Origin of the sequence: Aureivirga marina (assembly GCF_015767265.1) — a bacterium.
Taxonomy (GTDB): domain Bacteria; phylum Bacteroidota; class Bacteroidia; order Flavobacteriales; family Flavobacteriaceae; genus Aureivirga; species Aureivirga marina.
In genome coordinates this window covers 682,338-705,935 of the sequence record NZ_JADPIB010000001.1, presented here as the reverse complement: position 1 = coordinate 705,935, position 23,598 = coordinate 682,338, and the positions used below count along the sequence as shown (strand labels likewise).

At 30.7% G+C, this 23,598-nt stretch carries 19 protein-coding genes and 1 tRNA gene; 8 read left to right on the top strand and 12 right to left on the bottom strand.

Annotated features, from left to right (window positions below; all coding sequences use genetic code 11):
- Positions 1–42: 42 nt before the first annotated feature.
- Together I1A51_RS03210 and fdhF are read left to right on the top strand one after the other, a co-directional pair.
- Positions 43–1,689, top strand: a complete 1,647-nt coding sequence (locus I1A51_RS03210) for an NADH-ubiquinone oxidoreductase-F iron-sulfur binding region domain-containing protein (protein WP_196891060.1) — start codon at positions 43–45, stop codon at positions 1,687–1,689.
- A gap of 21 nt (positions 1,690–1,710) precedes the next feature.
- On the top strand, positions 1,711–4,446 hold the full coding sequence (fdhF, locus tag I1A51_RS03205) for a formate dehydrogenase subunit alpha (RefSeq protein WP_196891058.1): 2,736 nt from the start codon (positions 1,711–1,713) through the stop codon (positions 4,444–4,446).
- A gap of 60 nt (positions 4,447–4,506) precedes the next feature.
- Here fdhF and I1A51_RS03200 read toward each other — a convergent pair whose 3' ends face one another.
- Positions 4,507–5,166, bottom strand: a complete 660-nt coding sequence (locus tag I1A51_RS03200; RefSeq protein WP_196891056.1) for an HD domain-containing protein — start codon at positions 5,164–5,166, stop codon at positions 4,507–4,509.
- A 241-nt stretch (positions 5,167–5,407) separates the two neighbouring features.
- Here I1A51_RS03200 and trxA point away from each other — a divergent pair, with 241 nt between their 5' ends.
- Positions 5,408–5,725 carry a thioredoxin gene (gene trxA, locus I1A51_RS03195; protein ID WP_196891055.1) on the top strand — a complete coding sequence of 106 codons (318 nt, stop codon included), beginning with the start codon at positions 5,408–5,410 and terminating at the stop codon, positions 5,723–5,725.
- 227 nt (positions 5,726–5,952) lie between these two features.
- A tRNA-Asn gene (locus I1A51_RS03190) sits at positions 5,953–6,026 on the top strand.
- A gap of 100 nt (positions 6,027–6,126) precedes the next feature.
- On the opposite strand, the gene I1A51_RS03185 is transcribed toward I1A51_RS03190, so the two are convergent.
- Together I1A51_RS03185 and I1A51_RS03180 are read right to left on the bottom strand one after the other, a co-directional pair.
- A complete protein-coding gene (locus I1A51_RS03185) occupies positions 6,127–7,851 on the bottom strand; it encodes a DUF6029 family protein (RefSeq protein WP_196891053.1) in 1,725 nt (574 codons plus the stop codon).
- 5 nt (positions 7,852–7,856) lie between these two features.
- A complete protein-coding gene (locus tag I1A51_RS03180) occupies positions 7,857–8,342 on the bottom strand; it encodes a TlpA family protein disulfide reductase (RefSeq protein WP_231373950.1) in 486 nt (161 codons plus the stop codon).
- Between the two features lie 175 nt (positions 8,343–8,517).
- On the opposite strand from I1A51_RS03180, the gene I1A51_RS03175 reads away from it, so the two are divergent.
- Complete coding sequence (locus I1A51_RS03175) at positions 8,518–9,543, top strand: Omp28-related outer membrane protein (RefSeq protein ID WP_196891051.1); 1,026 nt, start codon at positions 8,518–8,520, stop codon at positions 9,541–9,543.
- An 83-nt stretch (positions 9,544–9,626) separates the two neighbouring features.
- Here the strand turns inward: I1A51_RS03175 and pruA are convergent, their stop codons facing one another.
- On the bottom strand, positions 9,627–11,252 hold the full coding sequence (pruA, locus tag I1A51_RS03170) for an L-glutamate gamma-semialdehyde dehydrogenase (RefSeq protein WP_196891049.1): 1,626 nt from the start codon (positions 11,250–11,252) through the stop codon (positions 9,627–9,629).
- Between the two features lie 86 nt (positions 11,253–11,338).
- Here pruA and I1A51_RS03165 point away from each other — a divergent pair, with 86 nt between their 5' ends.
- The 3 genes from I1A51_RS03165 (at position 11,339) to I1A51_RS03155 (ending at position 15,959) form a co-directional block, all read left to right on the top strand.
- Positions 11,339–12,043: an NRDE family protein gene (locus I1A51_RS03165; protein WP_196891048.1), complete on the top strand. Its 705-nt coding sequence runs from the start codon at positions 11,339–11,341 to the stop codon at positions 12,041–12,043.
- 203 nt (positions 12,044–12,246) lie between these two features.
- Complete coding sequence (locus I1A51_RS03160; RefSeq protein WP_196891043.1) at positions 12,247–15,327, top strand: glycosyltransferase family 117 protein; 3,081 nt, start codon at positions 12,247–12,249, stop codon at positions 15,325–15,327.
- The gene (locus I1A51_RS03155) at positions 15,327–15,959 is read left to right on the top strand and encodes a polysaccharide deacetylase family protein (protein WP_196891041.1); all 633 of its coding nucleotides are present in this window, start codon (positions 15,327–15,329) and stop codon (positions 15,957–15,959) included. The genes I1A51_RS03160 and I1A51_RS03155 overlap by 1 nt, the downstream gene beginning before the upstream one ends.
- On the opposite strand, the gene I1A51_RS03150 is transcribed toward I1A51_RS03155, so the two are convergent.
- The 8 genes from I1A51_RS03150 to I1A51_RS03115 all read right to left on the bottom strand — a co-directional run bounded on the left by I1A51_RS03150 (position 15,956) and on the right by I1A51_RS03115 (position 23,499).
- Positions 15,956–17,350 (bottom strand): cytochrome b N-terminal domain-containing protein, encoded by a 1,395-nt coding sequence (locus I1A51_RS03150; RefSeq protein WP_196891039.1) that lies wholly within the window; start codon positions 17,348–17,350, stop codon positions 15,956–15,958. The genes I1A51_RS03155 and I1A51_RS03150 overlap by 4 nt on opposite strands.
- 10 nt (positions 17,351–17,360) lie before the next feature.
- Positions 17,361–17,891, bottom strand: a complete 531-nt coding sequence (locus tag I1A51_RS03145) for a QcrA and Rieske domain-containing protein (protein WP_196891038.1) — start codon at positions 17,889–17,891, stop codon at positions 17,361–17,363.
- On the bottom strand, positions 17,872–18,099 hold the full coding sequence (locus I1A51_RS03140; protein ID WP_196891036.1) for a hypothetical protein: 228 nt from the start codon (positions 18,097–18,099) through the stop codon (positions 17,872–17,874). Before I1A51_RS03140 ends, I1A51_RS03145 begins: the two co-directional genes overlap by 20 nt.
- Positions 18,096–18,890: a cytochrome c oxidase assembly protein gene (locus tag I1A51_RS03135; protein ID WP_196891035.1), complete on the bottom strand. Its 795-nt coding sequence runs from the start codon at positions 18,888–18,890 to the stop codon at positions 18,096–18,098. The genes I1A51_RS03140 and I1A51_RS03135 overlap by 4 nt, the downstream gene beginning before the upstream one ends.
- Positions 18,887–19,453 carry a cytochrome c oxidase subunit 3 gene (locus I1A51_RS03130; RefSeq protein WP_196891033.1) on the bottom strand — a complete coding sequence of 189 codons (567 nt, stop codon included), beginning with the start codon at positions 19,451–19,453 and terminating at the stop codon, positions 18,887–18,889. The genes I1A51_RS03135 and I1A51_RS03130 overlap by 4 nt, the downstream gene beginning before the upstream one ends.
- Complete coding sequence (ctaD, locus tag I1A51_RS03125; RefSeq protein ID WP_196891031.1) at positions 19,450–21,102, bottom strand: cytochrome c oxidase subunit I; 1,653 nt, start codon at positions 21,100–21,102, stop codon at positions 19,450–19,452. Before ctaD ends, I1A51_RS03130 begins: the two co-directional genes overlap by 4 nt.
- A 6-nt stretch (positions 21,103–21,108) precedes the next feature.
- On the bottom strand, positions 21,109–22,050 hold the full coding sequence (gene coxB / locus I1A51_RS03120) for a cytochrome c oxidase subunit II (protein WP_196891030.1): 942 nt from the start codon (positions 22,048–22,050) through the stop codon (positions 21,109–21,111).
- Positions 22,051–22,227: 177 nt separating this feature from the next.
- A complete protein-coding gene (locus I1A51_RS03115) occupies positions 22,228–23,499 on the bottom strand; it encodes a M56 family metallopeptidase (RefSeq protein WP_196891028.1) in 1,272 nt (423 codons plus the stop codon).
- Positions 23,500–23,598: the final 99 nt, after the last annotated feature.

Here is a 23,598-nt window from a genome sequence, read left to right as displayed (position 1 = left end):
TAGAGTTTTTTTTAAGTATCTTAGGAGAAAAACCAAAAAAACATGTCGAAAAACCTAAGCGAATTATCAGGCAAAAAAGGCATTTCCGATAATTTATTTGAAAAATTGGGAATAGCTGCAAAAGAATCTGGAACTCCAACAAGTGAAAGATTAGAAGAACTTGCACAAGAATTTTTAATTGGAAAAGCAAATACCTATGGAGCAGCTTCATTTTATGATTTTATGAAGCCAGAAAATAAAGGTAAAAAAGCATATGTCTGTAATGGATCTGCGTGTGTTTGTGCTGGAACACAAGAAAAAGTGCAAGAAGAACTTGAAAAATATTTGCAGCCTGAAGAAATTGGTCATATTACGTGTTTAGGAAGATGTCATGAAAATGGAGCTTTTCAGTTTCAAGACAAAAATTATTCGGCAAAATCAAATGAAGAGATTAAGGAGATTTTTTCAGGAAAAAACTTTGAGGAAGATACATATAATGTAAAAGCAACAAAGGAAGTGTTAACAGCTTCTTATGAAGGTTTTGAAAAACATTATGAAGTAATTAAAAATATTTTAAAACAAGATTCTAAAGAAGTTTTAGAAGAGATAAAAAAATCAAATGTTCGTGGAAGAGGAGGAGCAGGTTTTCCGATGGGATTCAAATGGGAAGCTTGTCGAAATGAAGAAAGTAATGAAAAATTTATTATTTGTAATGCAGACGAAGGAGATCCAGGAGCATATTCCGATAGATATTTGTTAGAGAAAAGACCACATGCTGTTTTAGCAGGAATGATGATTGCTGGTTATTGTACACATGCAAATTGGGGAGTTTTATACATTCGAGCGGAATATCCAGAATCTGTTACTATTATTCAAAATGCGATTGATGAATTAAGAGAACATAATCTTTTAGGAAAAAACATTAATGAAAGTGGTTTTGATTTTGACTTTAAAATTATTGAAGCAAAAGGAGCCTATATCTGTGGAGAAGAAACAGCTTTGATTAATTCTATCGAAGGACAAAGACCAGAAGTTCGAACTCGTCCGCCATATCCAACACAACAAGGACTTTTTAATCGACCAACAATTGTAAATAATGTGGAAACATTGGCTGCTGCTTATTCGATTTTAAAAAATGGAGGAGAATCTTATAATAATTTAGGAACAGAAAAATCTTCAGGAACGAAATTGGTTTGTTTGGATAGTTTCTTTAACAATCCTGGTGTTTATGAAGTAGAAATGGGAACACCTTTAATGACGGTGATAAATGATTTAGGTGGTGGGTTTAAAAAAGAAATTAAAGCACTTCATATTGGAGGACCATTAGGAGGAATTGTTCCAAAAGAAAAGTTTGAAAACTTAGCAATCGATTTTGAATCTTTTGCAAAAGAAGGTTTTTTATTAGGTCATGCAGGAATTGTTTCGATTCCAGAAAATTTTCCGATGATTCAATATTTAGAACATCTATTTGATTTTGCTGCTTATGAAAGTTGTGGGAAATGTTTTCCATGCCGATTAGGAACAAAAAGAGCACATGAAATGCTGCAAAAAACGGTGCAGTCCGATTATAAGATTAGTAGGAAATTATTTAATGATTTATTGAACACTTTAGAACAAGGTTCGCTTTGCGCACATGGAGGAGGAATTCCGCTTCCAGCTAAAAATGCACTTCAATATTTTGGAGATGAATTAGAAGGTTTTTTCAATTAATCATTAGTAAAAAAAGAAATTATGGAACAAATAGCATATATAAATAATATTCCTTATCCATATAAAAATGGAGAAACTATCTTGAATTTTGTTAAAAGAATTGAAGGTGAAAAAATAATTCCTACACTTTGTGATGCTCCAAATCTGGAAGCTTTTGGTTCTTGTAGAGTTTGTAGTGTGGAAGTGGCTTTAGAGAAAGATGGAAAAACAAAAACAGTTGCTTCTTGTCACACACCTGTGATGGCAAATAGCTTTATTTATCCTAATTCAGAAAGTATTCAAGAATTAAGAAAAAATATCATTGAACTTGTATTGACAGATCATCCGATGGATTGTTTGACTTGTGAAGTAAATGGAAACTGCGAATTACAAGATGTTGCTGCAAGTGTCGGAATTACTGAGGTTCGTTATCCAGAAGGTGAAAATCATTTGGATAGGGAAAAAGATGTATCGCACCCTTATATGCGTTCAGATTTATCGAAATGTATCAATTGTTATCGTTGTGTTCGTGCTTGTGATGAAGTACAAGGTGAATTTGTTTTAAGCATGGCTGGAAGAGGTTTTGATGCGCATATTATCAAAGGAAATGATGAATCGTTTATGGATTCTCCTTGTGTGAGTTGTGGAGCTTGTTCGCAAGCTTGTCCTACAAGTGCAATTTCAGATATTTTCCAATCAAAATCTATACAAGCGACAGAAAAGACAAGAACTGTTTGTACGTATTGTGGTGTAGGATGTAATTTAGATGTTTCTACTAAAAATGGAAAAGTTTTATCTATTCAAGCACCTTATGATGCAGAAGTAAACCAAGGACATACTTGTATTAAAGGTCGTTATGCATTTAAATTTTATGATCATCCAGATCGTTTAAGATCTCCAATGATTAAGAGAAATGGAGAGTTTGAAGAAGTAAGTTGGGAAGAAGCTTATGATTATATCACAGATAAATTTAAATATTATAAAGAAGAATTTGGTCCAGATAGTTTAGCAGGAATTTCTTCTTCAAGATGTACGAATGAAGAGAATTATTTAATGCAAAAATTTTATCGAGCTGTAATTCAAACCAACAATATTGATGGATGTGCGAGAGTTTGTCATTCCCCAACTGCTTTAGGAATGCAACGAACTTTTGGAACAGGAGCTGCAACAAATTCGATTAAGGATTTGAAACATACAAATTGTATCATGGTAATTGGTGCAAATCCGACAAGCGGCCATCCTGTTACTGGAGCAAAAATGAAACAATTTGCGATGAAACAGGATAATATTTCGATTGTGATTGATCCTAGAAAAACAGAATTAGCAAGACATGCAACGTATCATTTGCCAGTTCGTCCAGGAACAAATGTAGCTGTACTGAATATAATGATGTATTATATTGTTTCAGAAGGATTGGTTGATGAAAGTTTTATTCAAAATAGAACAGAAGGATTTGAAGAATTTAAGAAAGAATTACTGCAAATTAATCTTCAAGAATTAGAAGAAATTATAGGAGTTTCTAAAGAAAAAGTGCGAGAAGCAGCAATTGCTTATGCAACAGCTCCAAATGCGATGAGTTTTCATGGATTAGGAGTAACAGAGCATTCACAAGGAACTTTTACAGTAATGCAAATTGCAGACTTAGCTTTAATGACTGGAAATATTGGTAGAAAAGGAGTTGGTGTAAATCCATTACGTGGACAAAATAATGTACAAGGAAGTGCAGATATGGGAGTGCAGCCACATCAAGGAGCAGGGTATTTAGATATTACAAAACCAGAAATTAATAAAAAATATAATGAGTTCTATGGAGTTCAAGTTCCAAGTCATATTGGTTATAAAATTCCAGAGATGTTTGATGCAGCTTTAGAAGGAAAATTAAAAGCAATTTGGATTATAGGAGAAGATGTAGTGCAAACAGATCCGAATACGCAAAAAGTAATAAAAGCATTAAACAATACAGATTTAGTGATTGTTCAAGAATTATTCATGACAGAAACGGCAAAGCAAGCAGATGTGATTTTGCCTGGAGCATCTTTCTTGGAAAAATCAGGAACTTTTACAAATGGAGAAAGACGTGTGCAGAGAGTAAATCAAGTTGTGGAACCAATTGCAGGAACCAAACCAGATAGACAAATCATCGTGGATATGATGAACAAAATGGGCTATACACAACCAGATTATACAGCAGAAGGAGCTTTAAAAGAAGTTTCGGAAATAGTTCCATTTTTTGCAGGAATTACTTGGGAGAATCTTGGTGAAAATGGAAAGCAATGGCCAGTTGCTCCAGATGGAACAGACACAAAAATTTTACACACAAAAGAATTCAAAAGAGGAAAAGGATATTTTGAATTTAATGACTTTAAAGAAAGTAATGAGATTGTTCAAAATGGAAAAGAATATCCTTATATTTTGACTACAAATCGTGATTTAGAACATTATAATTGTGGAGCGATGACTCGAAGAACTGGAAATGTTGAGGTACACACTACAGATAAACTTTGGTTAAATCCGAAAGATGCGCAAGAACATGGAATTTCTGATGGAGATTTTGTTTGTGTGGAATCACCAAGAGGAAAAGTGGATATTAAAGCTTGGATTACGGAAGGGGTAAAACCTGGAATTTTAAGTACAACATTCCATTTTCCAGAAATTATGGTGAATAATATTACTTCCGATGAGCATTGTTCAGAAGCAATGTGTCCAGAATATAAAGTTGTTTCTGTTCGAATTCGAAAAAGTAAAGGAAAACAAAAGATGATTGCAGAGTCAAAATAAAAATAGAAAAATTGATAAGAACTTCTTCAAGCAATAAAACTTGAAGAAGTTTTTTATTATTTATTTTTTTCCATCCCATTCATCCAAAAATTGTGAAAGAAATTGTTCCATATATAAATGACGTTGTTCAGCGATTTGCTTTGCAGAATCGGTATGCATTTTATCTTTTAATAAAAGAAGTTTTTCATAGAAATGATTAATTGTTGGCGCTTTACTCTTTTTATATTCTTCTTTTGTTTGGTTTATTTTTGGTTCAATTTCAGGATTGTGTAAAGCTCTATTTTTAAATCCACCATAATTAAAAGCTCTAGCAATTCCGATAGCTCCGATGGCATCTAAACGATCTGCATCACGAACGACTTGTAACTCTTTTGAATCAAAAATATGAGAAGTATCGCCATTTTTAAAAGAAATGTGTTTAATGATATTTTCTACATGAATGATTTTAGATTCTTCAACATTTTCTTTTTCAAGGAAATTTCTTGCGACTTTTGGTCCAACAGTTTCATCTCCATCATGAAATTTAGCATCTGCGATATCATGTAAAAGTGCACCTAATTCTACGATTTCAAAATTTACATTTTCATTTTTAGCGATAAGTTTTGCATTTTTCCAAACTCTTTCGATGTGAAACCAATCATGACCACCTTCTGCATTTTTTAATGTTTCTTTGACAAAAGAGACTGTTTTTTCAATTAAATTAGTTGTTACTTTTTGCATTATATTTAAGTTCTTTTTTGTGGTAAATATATAGAAATATTGAAGTGATTTTTTTAGATTTAACAATGAAAAAAAGTATTTTTAATTTTGAAATACTTAAAAATCAATTTCTGAAATACTTAAATAGAAAAAAATGATTTTAGGATAGGAAAATAAGTGAAAATTATATGTAATTTTGTTCATATATTTGAAATTAGTTTCTTTACAAGAATTTAAAATAAAACAATAAAAAAATAATATTATGGCATTAGAAATCACAGATGCAACGTTTGAAGAAGTAGTACTTAAATCAGATAAACCAGTTTTAGTAGATTTTTGGGCTGCATGGTGTGGACCATGTAAAATGGTTGGACCAATCATCGATGAGATTAGCAATGAATATGAAGGAAAAGCAGTAGTAGGTAAAGTTGATGTTGATGCAAACCAAGAGTATGCTGCAAAATTTGGAATTAGAAATATCCCAACAGTTTTATTATTCAAAAATGGAGAAGTTATTGATAAGCAAGTTGGAGTAGCACCAAAAGCAACTTATGCTGAAAAAATTGATAGTGCTTTATAATTAAAAGTATACATTATATAGAAAAAGCAGTAATTTATGAATTACTGCTTTTTTTATTTTAGAGAATTTTTCAAAGAGTTTTTAAGTTATTTTATTTAAAATGAAAAAAAGTGAAATGAATTATAATTGAATTTCAATGAATTAAAAAAAACTTAAATTATTTTTTGAAAAATTATTGTAGAATTAATTTTTTCATATATATTTGCAATCGCAAAAGAGAAATAAATTCCTCCTTAGCTCAGTTGGTTAGAGCATCTGACTGTTAATCAGAGGGTCCTTGGTTCGAGCCCAAGAGGGGGAGCAAAAATTGAAGCCTGATATTTTTATCAGGCTTTTTTTATGCAATAAAAAATCCCCAGAAAACTGAGGATTTTAAAAAAAATAGTAAATATCTAAATAATTTAGAAAGTAGTGTTCAATGTTAATGTAAGTCCAGTAGAAGCTGGTACAACTCTACAAACTCCTCCTACACATAATAATCCTGCTCTTTGTCTTCCATAACTAGCTGCAAAACGAGTAGAACCTTTCGTGTAGCTCATTCCAAAATTATAATAATGAACTTGGAATTGGTTATCTGGTTCATTTGAACCTTCTGGTTTTTTATTACCATAATTATACATATCGGCAGCATAAATAGACCATTTTGGAGCAAAAGTATATTCTACAGTTGCAGCAGCCCAATCTCCTGTACTATCATCAGCCCACATGTGTTGACCTTCTACTCTAAGAGCACTTCTTCTTGTGAAATTGTAAGTTACATCTGCAACAGCAATTTGTGTTTTTACAACACCACCAGATCCAGGACCACCTTTTAAAACAGTATTATTATAGTATCCATTTAAAAATGCAACAGTAGATTTCCATTTACGGTTCCATTTTTTATAAATTTCGATATTGATATCTTGGAAATATCTTTCTCCAAGCTTTAATAGTTCATTGTCAACATCAGCTTCCACTAATTTGTTGTCTTCAAATCTTAAGAAACCATTGTTAACTAAACCGTTCCATTGTGAAGCATTAATGGCAATTTTAGTACCATATTTTCCTCCAAGAAAAGTTCCTTTAGGAATTGTATAATAAATATCAATTTGTCCTCCTATTTCTCCTGTTACTGCATGTTTCTTTGATAAAATAAAATTTGATTGTGCAGCATAAACATAAATATTAGTTAGGCTATAATCATGTTGTTTTGTCAAAGCAGGAACATAGTTAACAATTAAAGAATTATTTTGAGCAATTCTTTCAGAGCGGAAATTCATAAATTGCATTCTTCTGAAAGTAGCGTTAATTCCAAATCCTTTTCTAGAATATCCAAGGTTTGCTAAAAAAGCATTTCCATCAAAAAAGAAATCAGTTACTTCAATTTGTGGTTCTAAAGTTACATAAGCATCTTTACTTTTTCCTACATATTCAGCATCAAAATAAATAGAACCATTTGTTGCATTAAATCTTAAAGAATAAGCAGTAACATTTGATGGAAAATCTTCAATAGGTCCAGAATATCCTCCTTCATAACGATCAACAACACTAGCTCCAACGTTGAATTTCCATTTTCCGTTAAGCTTTGTCAAATTGTTTAAATTTACTTCTGCATCTACACCACGTACAACTCCAGTACCAGTTTCTTTTAAATTTTTTCTTTGTCTACCGTAGACAGTTTTTACATTTAAAATATCATCAAAATTGATATATGCTCGAACACCTTTTACAGCGTTGTTAATACCAATTTGTCTATCTTCCCAAGAACGAAATATCAGACCACTACCAAATTGGTCATAGATAAATCCTCCTCGTACACCAAATTTTTCTTTTTCATAAGCTAAATAATAACTTGCTACAGCTTCACCTTCGAAGCTTCCATCTGGATCAAATCCATATAAAGCAGGTACATAAGCTTCATACTGAAGTCCAGCATAAATATTATCGTAATTATAATCTAGTTTCAAATAATTATTTGACCCCCATTTGTCAACATTATCGAAGTTAGCACCAATAGCATCATCATTATTATAATGTTGTGTAGTTGATTCAAAACTTCCTGAGATGTTACCTAATTCTTGGGCTGTTGTAAGAGTAGAGATTCCTAATATGCAAGCTGGGATTAATTGTTTTAATTTTAAATTCATCAATATTATGATTTAGAAAGTTCTTCTAATTTTTCGATTAATTCATATTCTGCACCTTCTGTATATCCAGAGTGGCTATAAACGATTTTTCCATTTTTGATGATAAAAACGTGAGGTACATTTCCAACATTCATCGCTCTTTTTAAATCACTATTTGAATCTAATAATACATCAAAAGGCCAACCTTTTCCATTTACGAAAGCATTTACTCTTGGAGCTGTTCTAGCGTCATCAATTGAAACTGCAACAATTTTCACTTTAGTATCTTCAACAATTTCATCGTATTCTTCGCTTAAAGCGTTAAGTTCTTTTACACAAGGCCCACACCAAGTCGCCCAGAAATTAATCATAACCAAACCATCTTTTTCTAGACTTTTAATATCTACAGTTTCACCTTTTAAATTTTTAAGAGAAATTTGTGGAAGAGAGTTCTGTGCACTCATATAACTTGTAAAGGCTATAAAGAATGCAAAAAGGATAATTTTTTTCATAAACTAGAGTTTTAAATTTAATTAGTATGCAATTATAAAAAATTAACATATAATTAAACGAATAATTTTGATAAAAATTAAGTGAATTTTAAAATTATTAGTATTATTTATTATTAAATAATATATATTTGAATCGTTTTTAATAAAAATATTACAACTTTAAATATTCGTCAATATGAAATTACCATCTACTTTTAACAAAATAATGGCGTGTTTCTTTATTTTGATTGCCTTTTCATGTGAGGAAGAAGAGCCTGTAGAATATACAGAGCTAATTTTGAACTCTAATGAAGAAACAATAAACCTAAATTCAGGTTCTTCTTTTGAATTTTCAGTAATGAGTGAAAAAGGAGAAAACTATACAGATAATTCTACATACTATATTAATGAAGAATTAATTCAAGGAAAAACTTTTACACCTACGGAAGTTGGAACTTTCAATGTTTATGCAAAACATGAAGGAATTAGAACGCAAACAATACAGTTAAACGTGATTGAAGAACTTCCAACAAGTTTTACACAAAAAATTACGATTGAAGAATTTACTGGAACATGGTGTGGATACTGTGTTGATATGGCATATAAATTACATGAAGTTGTAGAAGATAATTCAAATATTATCCCAATTGCAATTCATGGTAGAGGAGGTGATGTAATGGCTTATGAGCGTTTAACTGATCTTGAAGAATTCCATGGAATTAGTCCAGGAACAGGATATCCTAAAGCTTATGTAAATAGAGGGAATTCTTGGTCAAAAACTCCAGAAGAGTTAGAAGGACCATTAAATCAAACTCCAAAATTAGGTTTAGCAATTAATTCTTCTTTAGAAAACAATAATATTTCAATTGATGTTAAAGTTGCATTTGCTGAAAATGTAGCAGATACTAAAATTGTTGTTTATTTATTAGAGAATAAATTAATTTATTCGCAAACAAATTATTCTTCATACTATAACGGTGAAAGTCCAATTTTAGATTATGAGCATAATGATGTAATGAAAAAGTCATTAACTGATTTATTTGGTGATTCAATGGAAGCACAGTCTGTTGGAGATTTATATGTTAGACAATTTAACCAAGCTGTTCCAGGAAATATTGAAAAAGCAGAAAATATATCAATTGTTGCATTTGTAGTTGATTCAAACAATAAAGTAATCAATGCACAAAGTGCAAAAATTGGAGAAAATAAAGTGTTTGATTAATTGGAGAGACATTTTTTGACATCTCTTCATAGTAAAAAAGCTCGCATTTGCGAGCTTTTTTGTTTTTTATACTTTTCTAAGAATTATCCTAAGAATGGGTATCTGTAATCTGTTGGTGGTACAAATGTTTCTTTGATAGTTCTATTAGAAACCCATCTTAATAAGTTCCAAACAGATCCAGCTTTATCATTAGTTCCTGAACCTCTTGCTCCTCCAAATGGTTGTTGTCCTACAACAGCTCCAGTAGGTTTGTCATTAATATAGAAGTTTCCAGCAGCGTTTTCTAAAGCTTTACAAGCATATTCAATTGCATATCTGTCTTTAGAGAAAATAGCTCCAGTTAAAGCATAATCAGAAGTAGCATCTACAGTTTTTAAGATTTCTTTCCAATCAGCATCTTCATATACATAAATTGTAATTACAGGTCCAAATAACTCTGTACACATTGTAGTATATTGTGGATTAGAAGTAACAATAACTGTTGGCTCAACGAAATATCCTACAGATTTATCATATCCACCTCCAATAATAATTTCTGCATCATCAGCAGCTTTTGCTCCATCAATATAAGAAGCTAACTTGTCAAAAGATCCTTCATGGATTACAGCATTCATAAAGTTACTTGGATCTTCTGGGCTTCCCATTTTAATTGTAGCAATTTCTCTTTCCAAGAAAGCTTTCATTGAATCCCATTGGCTAGCAGGAACGTAAGCTCTTGAAGCAGCAGAACATTTTTGTCCTTGGTATTCGAAAGCTCCACGGATAATTGCAGTTCCAACTTCTTCCATGTTAGCAGAAGGATGTGACCAGATGAAATCTTTTCCTCCAGTTTCTCCTACGATTCTTGGGTAAGTTCTGTAAACATCCATGTTTTCTCCAGCTTTTTTCCATAAGCTTTTAAAGATACTAGTTGAACCAGTAAAGTGAATTCCAGAGAATTCTTTGTGTGTCATTACTGTATCTGTAATCATTACAGGATCTCCATAAACAACAGTTACAACTCCGTCAGGTAATCCAGCTTCTTTAAATAAGTCAACAATTACTTTTGCAGAATAAATTTGGTGATCAGACGGTTTCCAAACACAAACATTCCCCATCATTGCTGGTGAAGCAAATAAATTTGCAGCAATAGAAGTAAAGTTAAAAGGAGAAACAGCATATACAAAACCTTCTAATGGACGGTATTCCATTCTGTTCCACATTCCTGGAGCAGATTCTGGTTGGTTTTTGTAAATATCTGTCATGAATTGTGCATTGAATCTAAAGAAGTCAATCATTTCACATGCAGCATCGATTTCTGCTTGGAAAACATTCTTAGATTGTGCTAGCATCGTTGCAGCATTCATTTTAGCTCTGTATGGTCCAGCTAAAAGTTCTGCAGCTTTTATGAAGATAGAAGCTCTGTGCTCCCAAGAAGTATTAGCCCACTCTTCTTTTGCAGCTAACGCTTTTTCGATTGCTAATTCAACATGCTCTTTTGAAGCTTTGTGATAAGTTCCTAATACATGTTTATGATCGTGTGGAGGATGCATTGTAGCAGTATCTCCTGTTTTGATTTCTTCTTTTCCGATGTATAATGGAACTTCTACTTGTTCGTTGTACATTTTTTTGTACATAGCTAAAAGTTCTTCTCTTTCTGGAGTTCCAGGAGCGTATGATTTAACTGGCTCATTTACTGCCGTTGGAACATTAAAAAATGCGTTAGCCATAATTATATTTATTTAATAAATTATCAAAAATTAAAGTGGTGTAAATTTAATAATAAAAGCGTTATTTTTGCTTTAAAATAAAAAGAATGTGTACAGTAACTTTTTTGCCATTATCTGACTCGGATTTTATTTTAACTTCTAGTAGAGATGAGCAACCGAATAGAAAGACATTTTTTCCGAAAGAATATTCGGAAGAAGATGTGAAATTGGTTTTTCCAAAAGATGAATTTGCTGGTGGAACTTGGATTGGAATGAGTGAAAAACAAAGGCTTGCTTGTTTATTAAATGGTGCTTTTGAGAAACACTCAAGAAAAGATGCTTATAGAATGAGTAGAGGAATTGTGGTGAAAAATATTTTGAAAGCAGATGATTTAGAAACTTATGTGGAAAATTTTGACTTTCATGATATTGAACCTTTTACTTTAATCATTGTAGATTGGTCTTCAGAAAGAAAAGCATTCGAATTGGTTTGGGATGGTGAAACGAAATATTTTAGCAAACTAAAAGATACACCAAGAATTTGGTCTTCGGCAACTTTATATACAGAAGAAATGAAAGAAGATAGAAAAACTTGGTTTGAGAATTGGCTAAAAGAAAATCCTGAATTTACGCAAGAATCGATTTTAAATTTTCATCATAGAAAAGATTTAGGACAAAAAGGAACATCCATTTTTATGTATCGACCTTATGTTGAAACTGTGAGTATTACTTCGGTAGTCAAAAATGAAGATGAGGTTTCGATGCTTTATGAAGATGTCATTCATGAAGAGAAAGAAGAAATTAATTTATAGAGAGGTTATTAAAATCTCTCTTTTCTTTTTTAAATAAATTTAAATTTCTTAATAATTAGTTAATTCTTTAACTTTAAGATAAATTGAAATAAAAATCATTTATAATTGTTTTATTAAAAAATTGTTTCTTCAATAATTTTACTAATATTGAGGTCTTTTAATTAGCATAATATTTTTAAATTCGCATATATTTAAAATAAACTATGAATTCATTCACCTTTAAAAAGTTAAACAATCTTGTTGGTTGGTTAGTGTTTTTAGTTGCATTATTCACTTTTGTGTCAACATTAGAACCAACAGTAAGTTTTTGGGATAGTGGAGAGTATATTTCTACTTCAGTAAATTTATCAATCGGACATCCACCTGGTTCGCCAATGTATCAGATGTTGGGAGCATTTTTTGCGATGTTTGCTAGTGATTCTACACATGTTGCCTATATGGTAAATATGATGTCAGCAATTGCCAGTGCTTTTACTATTTTATTCTTGTTTTGGACAATTTCACTTCTTGCAAGAAAAATGGTAACAATTGATAAAGATAAAGTATTTGATAGTACAGGTTTGGCTGTTGTTGGAAGTGCAGCAATTGGTGCTTTGACTTTTACTTTTTCAGATAGTTTTTGGTTTAATGCAGTAGAAGCAGAGGTGTATGCAATGTCTTCATTTGTAACTGCTTCCCTGTTTTGGTTAGCGCTTAAATGGGAAGAAAATTTTGATAAACCAAGAGGAAATATGTGGATATTACTAATTAGTTTTGTAATTGGACTTTCGTTTGGAGTTCACTTACTTTCTTTATTGGTAATTCCTGCTGTTGTATTTGTTTTTTACTTCAAAAAATATAAAACAATTACAATTCCTCAATTTATTATCGGTAACATTTTAGCTGTTTTAGTTCTTGCTTTTGTATTTAAATTCTTATTCCCTTATACTTTAGTTTTCTTTAGTGCAAGCGAATTATTCTTTGTAAATACAGTTGGTTTACCATTTAATTCAGGAACTATTATCGCAGGATTAATTTTAATTGCTGCTTTTGTTTTTGGTTTAAAATATACAAGAAAGAAAAGTTTAGTAACTGCAAATACAGCGATTTTATGTGTATTATTTACCATGATCGGTTTCTCTTCTTGGATGATGATTCCAATTCGTGCAAATGCAAATACAACTATTAATGAAAATAATCCATCAAGTGCACGTGAGCTTTTAGCTTATTATAATCGTGAACAATATGGAGATGCAAATGTTTTCTACGGAAAATATTATAACTACGTTTATGGTCAAGAATTGGATAAAAGTGAACCATATATTGATGATAAACCAAAGTATGAAAAAAATGAAAAAACTGGAAAATATGTAATCGTAAATAATTACGAAAATGCAAAACCAAATTTCAGTTCAAAATATAAAGGATTTATGCCAAGGATGACAAATCCTGCTGCAATTGATAACTATAAAGCAATTGCTGGAATTCCTAAAAATGCTATTCGAAAGCCTACTTTTGGAGAGAATTTAAAATACATGATTTCTTACCAATTTAGTTACATGTATGTTCGTTATTTCATGTGGAATTTTGTTGGAAAACAAAATGATATTCAAGGAAGATTGGATATTCATAATGGAAATTGGTTGACAGGAATTAACGCAATTGATAGTTTCCGTTTAGGAACACAAAGTAATTTACCAGATGATGTTAAAAATAATAAAGGAAGAAATACGTATTACGGTTTACCTTTAATTCTTGGATTAATTGGTTTATTATTCCATTTAAAACGTAATCCGAAAGATTTCTATACATTGTTTATTTTCTTCATTTTTATGAGTTTGGCAATTGTATTCTACGTTAATCAAAAAGCATTTGAGCCAAGAGAACGTGATTATTCTTATGTTGGATCGTTCTATGTATTTGCAATTTGGGTCGGATTTGGTGTGCTTGCTATTTATGAACAATTCAAAAATAAAATGCCTAAAAAAGCTCTTGCTATTGGAACAACTTTGGTTTGTTTATTTTTAGTTCCTACTTTAATGGCTAAAGAAAATTGGAATGATCATAACAGAGCAAATCGTTATACAGCTTTATTAAATGCAAAAGCATATTTAGATTCTTGTCAAGAAAATGCAATTTTATTCTCTATTGGAGATAATGATACATTCCCACTTTGGTATATGCAAGAAGTGGAAGGATACAGAAGAGATGTAAAAGTGATTAATTCAAGCCTTTTTGCTACAGATTGGTATATTGATCAAATGAAACGTCAAACGTTTACTGCTCCTCCAATTCCTTCGAGTTTAACTCATGATCAATATAAATATGGTTCTCTTGAAATTGCATATCATGTTCCAGATCCAAGAGTGAAAGATTCTATTATGACTTTAAATACATTTATGAAATGGATTGAAAGTAAAAATAGAGGAACCTATATTGAGGAAGAAAATGGGCATATGGAAAAAGCTTATCCTGTGAATAGAATTCGTATTCCAGTTGACAAACAAGCTGTTTTAGAACATCATATTGTTCCAGAAAAAGATTCTGCTAAAATTGTTCCTTATATTGATATTACAATTGACGATAGAGGAATTTATAAGAATAGAATTTTAATGTTAGATATCATAAATAATAATAATTGGGAACGTCCGATTTATTTTACTGGTGGAGCTAGTGCTGCTGAAGAATATATTTGGATGAAAGATTATTTACAATTAGATGGTTTAGCATTTAAATTAGTTCCTATTTATACGCCAAATAAAGGAAGTATTTTAACAATGGGAAGAATTGATTCTGAATCACTTTATGAAAAAGTGAAAAAATGGGATTGGAGAAATATAACAGATGATAATATTTATTTAGATCCTGAATCAAGAAGAAATTCTATTAATTTCAGAACTGTAATGGTTCGACTTGCAGATCAATTTACAATTGAAAATAAAAAGAAAGAAGCAGAAGCTATTTTAGATTTATCTTTAGAAAAAATGCCTGTGGATAAATTTGGTCATTATTCTTTATTATTAGGATATGTAGAATCTTATTATATTTTAGGTAAGAAAGAAAAGGCGAGAGCTTTAGCGGATAAATTAATTGAAAAATGTCAACAAAATTTAGAATATTATTCAAGATTTGATGAATATTTCATAAATTCAGTATTCGATGAGATGGAAACTAATATTGTTTTATACAATACTTTAGTGGAAGCAATTGGAGAATATGATGATAAGGAATATGCTTCAGAGCAACAAGATGAATTTGTAAAATATATGCAAATCTTAGAAAGTAAACTAAATTCAGTCCAATAATGAAATTATATGTTGTAAAAACTCCAAATTTTCTTCAGAAACTCGGAAACAAATTAATTTGGAGTTTTTACACATCATCAAAAAAGATTTACCTCACTTTTGATGATGGACCAACACCAAAAATAACAGAGTGGGTTTTGCAAACGTTGAAAAAATACGATGCAAAAGCTACTTTTTTTTGTTTAGGGAAAAATGTAGAAGCAAATCCATCTATTTATAAACAAATTTTAGCTGAAGGTCATGCAGTAGGAAATCATACAAATAATCATTTTAATGGTTGGAAAACATTATCTAAAAATTACTATAAAAACATTAGAGAAGCTTCCAAGAAAATCGATTCAAATTTATTTCGACCACCTTATGGAAAATTGAAATATATCCAAAGTAGATATATCAGAAAAAAAATGCAATATCACATCATTATGTGGGATGTGATTAGTGCAGATTTTGATATTAAAATTTCAGGAGAAGAATGTTATCGAAATGTGATAAACAATACAGAAAATGGTAGTATTATTGTTTTCCATGATAGTTTAAAAGCAGAAAAACGAATGAAATATGCTTTGCCTAAAGTTCTTGCTTATTATGCAGAAAATGGATATTCTTTTGAGAAAATAGAATTTAAAAATTAATTTTTCTCACTATTTAAAAATGCTAAAATTGCATCCAATTCTTCATCGGATAAAGAACCTCCAAAAGCTGGCATGTATTCACCTCCGTTTACAATTCTGATTGTCATTTCTTGTGTGTTTAAGCGTTCTTGAACTTTAGTTAAATCAGGTCCTCTAAATCCTCCTTTATCTTGTATTTTATGACAGAATAAACATCCTTTTTCATAGAAAAGTTGCATTCCTTTTTCCGTTTCAGGAGTTGGTTTTTTAAATATTTCTTGATTTAAAGGAGTTACATCAAATCTTGGAGACCACGGCGCTTTATTTCCTTCCATTGTAAGAGAAATCATAATTGCCACAACAACCAAAACTCCTACAATTGCCCAAGGTCTTCGCATCGGATGTCTTTCTCCTTTATTGGATAAAAAAGGTAAAACTAAAAGAAGAAAAATCATTAATAAAGGACCAATTGCCATCACATAACTTTCAATTTCTGGAGGCATTAAAGCAAAAAGAGCAAAAATCCATACAAGATACCAATCTGGTGTTGGATTTGCATTTGTGCTTGCAGGTTCTGGTGGACCAACTAATTTTGGAGCTCCTACAAAGTATGCTAATAAAGAAACGGTAAGAATTACTAAAAAACCAAAAACAACATCTCTCCAAGCTGCATTTGGAAAAAAAGGAACACCAATTTTTTTCAACATTTTTTCATATTTTTCTCTATAAGTTTTAGGATCTACTAATTTCCCAACAACAGGAGGTTCAGAAATTCCATTTCGAAAAACTAAATACACATGCAATCCGACAAATAGAAAAAGAAAAACAGGAAATATAAAAACATGATAAGAATAAAAACGAGTTAATGTACTTCCACCAACAGTTTCTCCACCAAGAAGTAAATAAGCGACAGATTTTCCAATAACAGGAATTCTTCCCATTTGTTCTGCTGCAACAACTGCCGACCAAACTCCTGTATCATCCCAACGAAGAAGTTGTCCTGTAAATCCCATAGCAATTGTAAGAAATAAAAGAACAACACCTGTAATCCATTGCATTTCACGTGGGAATTTATAAACTGCCATTATATAAACTCGAATCATATGAATTCCCATAAAAAGAATCATTCCAGAAGCACCAAAATAATGTAATCCACGAAGCCATGAACCAAGAAAAGCTTTGTTTGTGATATATTCTAAAGAAGCATAAGCTGTATCAGAAGAAGGTTGGTATAAAAGAGATAAACCAATTCCTGTTACAATTTGTAAAAGTAAACAGAACAAAGTTGCACTTCCGAAAACATACCACCATTTAGCATTTGGCGGAACTAAATGCTTTGCTAAAGGAACAATCATTTCTGAAAGTCCTGTTCTGTCATCCAACCATTTCCAAGCTTTATTTCCTTTTTTCATAAATCTTGTTTTAGCTATTTTCTATTGTTGTAATTGGAATTTCTTCTGACCTAATTTCAACATATCCATTTGTAGTTCTAACAGGGTATTTTTGTAATGGTCGTGGAGGTGGTCCTGCTGCAACATCTCCATTTTTATAATAAACTCCACCATGACATGGGCATAAGAATAATTCAGATTCGGCAATCCAACGAACAGGACAACCTAAATGCGCACAATTGATAGTATAGGCTTCAAAATTTTCTTCATCGACTCTTCTAAGCCAAGATGCTGTATAAGAAATTTCTTTTCCCCATGGTAAAATATCACCATCTGGAAATTTTACTAAAACAGTGTCTCCAACTTTAAATTCAGTTATTTTACCAACTTTTCGCCATGGCTTTTTTTCTTTTTTAATCAAAGGTTCAAACAAAGCTCCAAGAACTGGAATTCCAATTAAAAGAGTTCCGATTCCACCCAAAACAAAAGTAAGTTTTGTTAAAAAACTTCTTCTATCTTCTGCCATTTCAGTAGGACAATTTTCACATTTCTTTTTCTCCATTTTCCATTCGTTTTTGTTCTTCTAATAAATTTGAAATCCATCCAATTAATCCTAGAAAGAGAAAAATTATTCCCATGATAGCAATGATTAATGTGGTAACAATTCCCCAAAAGAGAAGCGTTACACCAATAGAAAGAATAAATGGATACCAAGTGAATTTTGGTAATTCTTCTGGATATGCTTTATTTTGATTCTTTTCTTTTGTCATAATGCTTTCATGTTTTTATTTACAACTTCTTTCGATTTCAACCATTTTAAAACCAAATGCATTGAAATAGATAGATAAATAAGACATCCTGGAAGCCACATTATCAATCCTGAAATTTGTTGTTCTACAAATTTGTCAGAAGTTGAAAGTGAACTAGCAATTCCTCCACTTGCATAAAATGGATTATAAATCAATGTATCAGCGAATGTGATGAAAATTCCTAAAAGTGTACATCCTATACAAGCTGAAACCAGATAGCCGATACTTTTTAAAACAGGCATGGTAGGATTTGGTTTTGGTGCCAATACAGGGTAATAAAACCAAAGACCGACAGCCAAACTACTTATAACACCTAAAACATGTAAAATATTTACAGTAAATTCAGATGAATTGTGAATATGGTTTGCCATTTCTTTAATGAAAAAAGGAAGATGAACAAACCACATATATGCAATAAATACAATCCAAGAAATGATAGGATATTTAAAGATTTTACCAGAGATTTTAGTTCCTTTTGGTAAACTCAACCAAAGTAAAGCAGGAACAACCATTAATAGAATCACATGTTGTGTCATGTGTGCAATGAAAGAATGTCCATCTGCTAAAGTTGCTAAAGGAGAAATTAAAGAATAAGTAATTAAAATTACAGCAAACGTAAAACTCCAAATATTTGTTCGATTTGTTTTCTTGCTTTTGTACATCAAGACAAACCAAAAAATCAGAAAAAGAACAATTAAATTAAAATAAGCAGGCCATTGCCATCCTTTATAATGTAATAAGATTTCTTTCATAATAATGGCATTAAATAAACAATGAAAAATACAAATACCCAGACAACATCCACAAAGTGCCAATACCATTCAGCAGCTAAAAAAGCACTAGAAGGATCTCTCATTCTAAAAACATCAAGTAGTGTAAGAATTAAGTAAATCGTTAGAATAATTAAGCCTAAAAAAACATGAAAGCCATGAAATCCAGTCAATGTAAAAAATGCACTTCCGAAGATGTTCTGATCAATTGTAACTTCTTGCTGGTATAAATCCATATATTCTGTTACTTGCCCAAATACGAAAGTAGCCCCAAGTAAAATCGTTAGAATTAGACTGGAAATTAATAGCTTTCTTTTGTTGTTTTCTAAAGCATATTTTGCAACTGTAATTGTTCCACTACTTGAAAATAAAAAGATGGAAAAAATGGCAGTTCGTTTTACATTTAAATAGTTCGTAGATGCTTCCCAAGTATCACTAAAATTTCTGAAATATATATATGCAATAATTAATGCTACAAAGAATAAAGATTCTGAAGCGATGAATAGTTGCATTAATAATTTTGTCTGTCTAAAAACTATTTTCATGATTTTTGAATTGCTTTTTGTTTTTCCCAATCAATTATAGGTCGCAGACTTGTTACGTCTGGTAAAGTTTCAAAATTCTTAAGTTGAGGTGGTGAAGTTGTGTACCATTCTAGAGTCCATGCGTTCCACGGATTATTTCCAGCAAGTTCTCCTGTTCTCAAACTTTTAAAAATATTATAGATAAAAATGATTACTGCAATGAGCATAAATACAGCTCCGATTGAAGAAATCAGATTTAAAATTGCGTAATAAGGTAAATCTGGATAAGAGAAAACTCTTCGAGGCATTCCCATAAATCCTAAAATATGCTGAAAGAAAAAAGTCATGTTAAATCCAAGAAGAAATAACCAAAAATGCCATTTTCCAAGTCGTTCATTTAACATTCTTCCACTGATTTTAGGAAACCAGTAATAAATCCCAGAAAAAATGGTAAATAAAGTTCCTCCTAAGAAAACATAATGAATATGTGCAACTACAAAATAAGTATCTGTAACTCGCCAATCTAAAGGAACGATTGCAACAGCAATTCCACTTAATCCACCTAAAGTAAAGTCTAAAATAAAAGCAACAGCAAAAAGCATGGAAGTTGAAAAATAAAGATTTCCTCCCCACATTGTTGCCATCCAGTTTACAATCTTAATTCCTGTTGGAATACCAATTAGCATACTTCCTGCTGCAAAAAAAGTATTGATTGGATTCCCTAAACCTGCAACAAACATATGATGCGCCCAAACTCCGAAAGAAAGTAAAGCAATAAAAACTGTTGTTGCAGCAAGAGTAGTGTAACCAAATATATTTTTTCGGCTAAAAACTGGGATTACCTCTGAGATAATTCCAAAACCTGGAAGAGCTAAAATATATACTTCTGGATGCCCAAAAGCCCAAAAGAAATGTTGCCAAAGTAAAGCAGACCCACCAGTGTTTGGTAAAAAGAAATGTGAACCTAATTGTCGATCGATTAATAACATTACTAAACCAGCGTTTAATAATGGAAAAGCAGCAAGAATCAAGAAGCTATTAATAAAAACCATCCAAACAAAAAGTGGAACTTTTCTTAGTCGCATTCCTTTAATTCGCATAGTTAAAGTTGTTACTACAAAGTTTAAACCCGCACCAATACTACCAATTCCAGTTACAATTAAACCAATACTATAGTAATCTAGACCTGAACTGAAAGAATAATTTTTTTCACTTAAAGGGGCATAACTAAACCAACCTGCATCAGGAGCTCCACCAGCAAAGAAGCTGAAATTTAATAGAAGTCCTCCAAACAAAGTCATCCATAAACTCATAGCATTCAATCTTGGAAAAGCCATTTCATTTGCTCCAATCATCAATGGAAGAAAATAGGTTGCTAAACCGATTAAAGTTGGCATTAATACAAGGAAAACCATTGTTGTTCCATGCATTGTAAAAAGTTCATTAAAGGTTTGTGGAGAAACAATTTGAAGTCCAGGCCAAGCAAGTTGTAAACGCATTAACATAGCTTCAAATCCACCAACAAGAAAGAAAAATAGAGAAACCCATAAATACAAAATTCCTAGCTGTTTATGATCTGTACTAGAAATCCATTGCAAAATTCCATATCTACTTTTGATAGATGGTAATGCTTCTGTTGGTTCTGGAACTTCAAATGAAAATAGTTTCATATTTTTCTACTTTAAATTATATAAATAATGTGCTAAAGCATTTATTTCTTCTTCTGTCATTAAAAAATTTGGCATATATGCTCCGTGTTTCATTTTCTGTGGATCTTTAATCCAGTTTTGAATATTTTCATAATTCACTTCTGCCTTTCCACCAAGCATTTTATTTCTACTTGCAAAATGCGTTAAATCAGGACCAACTTTGGCTTTTGCTGTAGTTCCTCGAATGGTATGACAATTTGCACAAACTTTATCTTGAAATAATTGTTTTCCTTTTTGAAAAAGAGAATCTGGTTTTTCAACAGCATCTTCTTTTTGTGCTTGAAACCATTTGTCAAATTCTTTTGGTTCATGAGCAAAAACTTCTACACGCATCCAAGTATGTTGTGCACCACAAAATTCATTACACATTCCTTCATAAACTCCTGGATCTCTTGCTTGAATCCAAACAAAATTTGTAACTCCAGGAACCATATCTATTTTTCTACCTAAAGCAGGAACATACCAATCATGTACAACATCTGCACTTTCCATTAATGCAACAAATTTGTCTCCTGTTGGAATGTGTAATTCATTTGCTGTAAAAAGTGTATCACCTAAATATTCGATTTCCCACCACCATTGATGTCCAGTAATTTTCACGAAAGGTTTTTGATCCTCTGTTGGAGTTTTTTGGATTTTAAAAATCACTTTTACAGTTAAGAATAAGAAAACGATAACAAGAACTGAAGCAAGGAATAATGTCAATCTTTCCGTTAAGCGATTTTCTTGAATTGTAAAATGATCTTTTTCTAAAGTTTTGGTTTTATATTTTCGAACAATAAAAATCAGAAATGCTGCTACAAGTAAAAAAACAATGAATGCAGCAATGAAAAAATGAAAGAATAATTCATTCATGATATCGGTATCTTCTGAAGAAGAACGAAAAATATGGTAAATTGATTTTTCCATTTTAAAAATGTAATTATCTGATTTACAGTTAATTTACAATTTTTAAGAAAAATAACAAAGAGAATTTTTTGATTTATTTAACATCTATAAAAAACAAAAGTTGCTCTAGAAATAGAACAACTTTTAAATAATTATATAATAAAATGTTTTATAAAATAAATCCGTAGAATGAAGAAATTAACTCTTTAAAGCAAGGCTATAAGTTTCACCATCTGATTTTACTTCGTAAATCCCTTCAGATAATAATCTCTTTTTAAATTCATATCTAGAAATCACGTTTCCATTTTCATCTTTCCATATTAGCCTTTTTAAAGCTTCTTTCTTTGCTTCTTCTTTGTATCTTTTTTCATAAGAAGACATCAGTTTTTTCTTTTTTTCTTCATCTTTAATCCTAGCCTTTTCATCCATCATTTTTCTTTTTTCTTCTGCAATTACAGCTCTCTTCTCTTCTAAAACTCTTCTTTTTTCTTCTAAAAGTTCTTTTTTCATTGCAATTTTTTCTTTTTTAGCTTCTTTTAAAGCTTTCTTTTTTGCGATTTTCTTTTTCTTCTTAGAAACTTTAGCTTTTTTCTTTTCTTTTGCCTTTTTCTCTTTTTTTATTTGCTTAAGTCTTTTCGCTTCTTTATCTGCTTTTTCTTTTTTTAGTATAAGAATTTCTTTTTCTATAACTTCTGGTTTTTCTTCTTTCACTTCTTTAATAATTTCTTTTTTTTCTACTTGAGCAACCATCATAAAACTTGCTAAAAATGGAAGAATTACTAAAATTTTTAAAAGGTTTCTACTTGCTGATTTTTCTTTTTGTAACATAACGATTCGTCTTTTTAATGTACTTTGTTTTTTAAATGAATTTCCCATCATAGTTGTGTTTTTTATTTGTAATTGAACAATTAATTTCTGATAATCATAACTTGAAAAAGCATTTTTTTCTACTGTTTTTTGATCTGCTAAAAACTCATGATTTTCTTCCATAGCTTTTTTATAAAATCTTAAAATTGGATTGAACCAAAACAATGCTTCTACAGATTTTATGAATAAAATATCTAAAGTGTGTAATTCTTTTACATGAATATTTTCATGAATTAAAATCTTTTTTAAAGCCTCTTTTTCAACATTTTTAGAACTCACAACAATGTATTTGTAAAAAGAAAAAGCTTCATTTTCATTTTTACTTTCTACATAAGAAATTCCGAATTCTTCTTTTTTTCTTAATTTTTTAATCTTTTGTAAAAGCAATAAAACTTTTCCAAAAAGTAAACTTACCAAAGCAACAGAAATAATTGAAATTCCTAAGAAAATCCATTTTGTGTATTCTGTTTTTTCTGTAATTATAGTTTCATTTAATTGATTTTCTATAATCAAATTTTCTACTTCCAAATTGGAAAAAACTTCTATTTCGTTTTCAAAAAAAATAGTTGGTAACAAAAAACTACAGAAAATTCCTGCTAACAAGTAAAATCGATTTACTTGATAGAATGTTTCTTTTCTCAGAAAAACATAATATATGATTGAAAAAAGAACTAATAGAAAATTTACTTTTAGAATGTATAG

Coding starts and splice junctions, on each gene's coding strand:
- I1A51_RS03210 (WP_196891060.1), top strand. CDS start 43: ATGTCGAAAAACCTAAGCGAATTATCAGGCAAAAAAGGCATTTCCGAT.
- fdhF (WP_196891058.1), top strand. CDS start 1,711: ATGGAACAAATAGCATATATAAATAATATTCCTTATCCATATAAAAAT.
- I1A51_RS03200 (WP_196891056.1), bottom strand. CDS start 5,166: ATGCAAAAAGTAACAACTAATTTAATTGAAAAAACAGTCTCTTTTGTC.
- trxA (WP_196891055.1), top strand. CDS start 5,408: ATGGCATTAGAAATCACAGATGCAACGTTTGAAGAAGTAGTACTTAAA.
- I1A51_RS03185 (WP_196891053.1), bottom strand. CDS start 7,851: ATGAATTTAAAATTAAAACAATTAATCCCAGCTTGCATATTAGGAATC.
- I1A51_RS03180 (WP_231373950.1), bottom strand. CDS start 8,342: ATGAAAAAAATTATCCTTTTTGCATTCTTTATAGCCTTTACAAGTTAT.
- I1A51_RS03175 (WP_196891051.1), top strand. CDS start 8,518: ATGAAATTACCATCTACTTTTAACAAAATAATGGCGTGTTTCTTTATT.
- pruA (WP_196891049.1), bottom strand. CDS start 11,252: ATGGCTAACGCATTTTTTAATGTTCCAACGGCAGTAAATGAGCCAGTT.
- I1A51_RS03165 (WP_196891048.1), top strand. CDS start 11,339: ATGTGTACAGTAACTTTTTTGCCATTATCTGACTCGGATTTTATTTTA.
- I1A51_RS03160 (WP_196891043.1), top strand. CDS start 12,247: ATGAATTCATTCACCTTTAAAAAGTTAAACAATCTTGTTGGTTGGTTA.
- I1A51_RS03155 (WP_196891041.1), top strand. CDS start 15,327: ATGAAATTATATGTTGTAAAAACTCCAAATTTTCTTCAGAAACTCGGA.
- I1A51_RS03150 (WP_196891039.1), bottom strand. CDS start 17,350: ATGAAAAAAGGAAATAAAGCTTGGAAATGGTTGGATGACAGAACAGGA.
- I1A51_RS03145 (WP_196891038.1), bottom strand. CDS start 17,891: ATGGAGAAAAAGAAATGTGAAAATTGTCCTACTGAAATGGCAGAAGAT.
- I1A51_RS03140 (WP_196891036.1), bottom strand. CDS start 18,099: ATGACAAAAGAAAAGAATCAAAATAAAGCATATCCAGAAGAATTACCA.
- I1A51_RS03135 (WP_196891035.1), bottom strand. CDS start 18,890: ATGAAAGAAATCTTATTACATTATAAAGGATGGCAATGGCCTGCTTAT.
- I1A51_RS03130 (WP_196891033.1), bottom strand. CDS start 19,453: ATGAAAATAGTTTTTAGACAGACAAAATTATTAATGCAACTATTCATC.
- ctaD (WP_196891031.1), bottom strand. CDS start 21,102: ATGAAACTATTTTCATTTGAAGTTCCAGAACCAACAGAAGCATTACCA.
- coxB (WP_196891030.1), bottom strand. CDS start 22,050: ATGGAAAAATCAATTTACCATATTTTTCGTTCTTCTTCAGAAGATACC.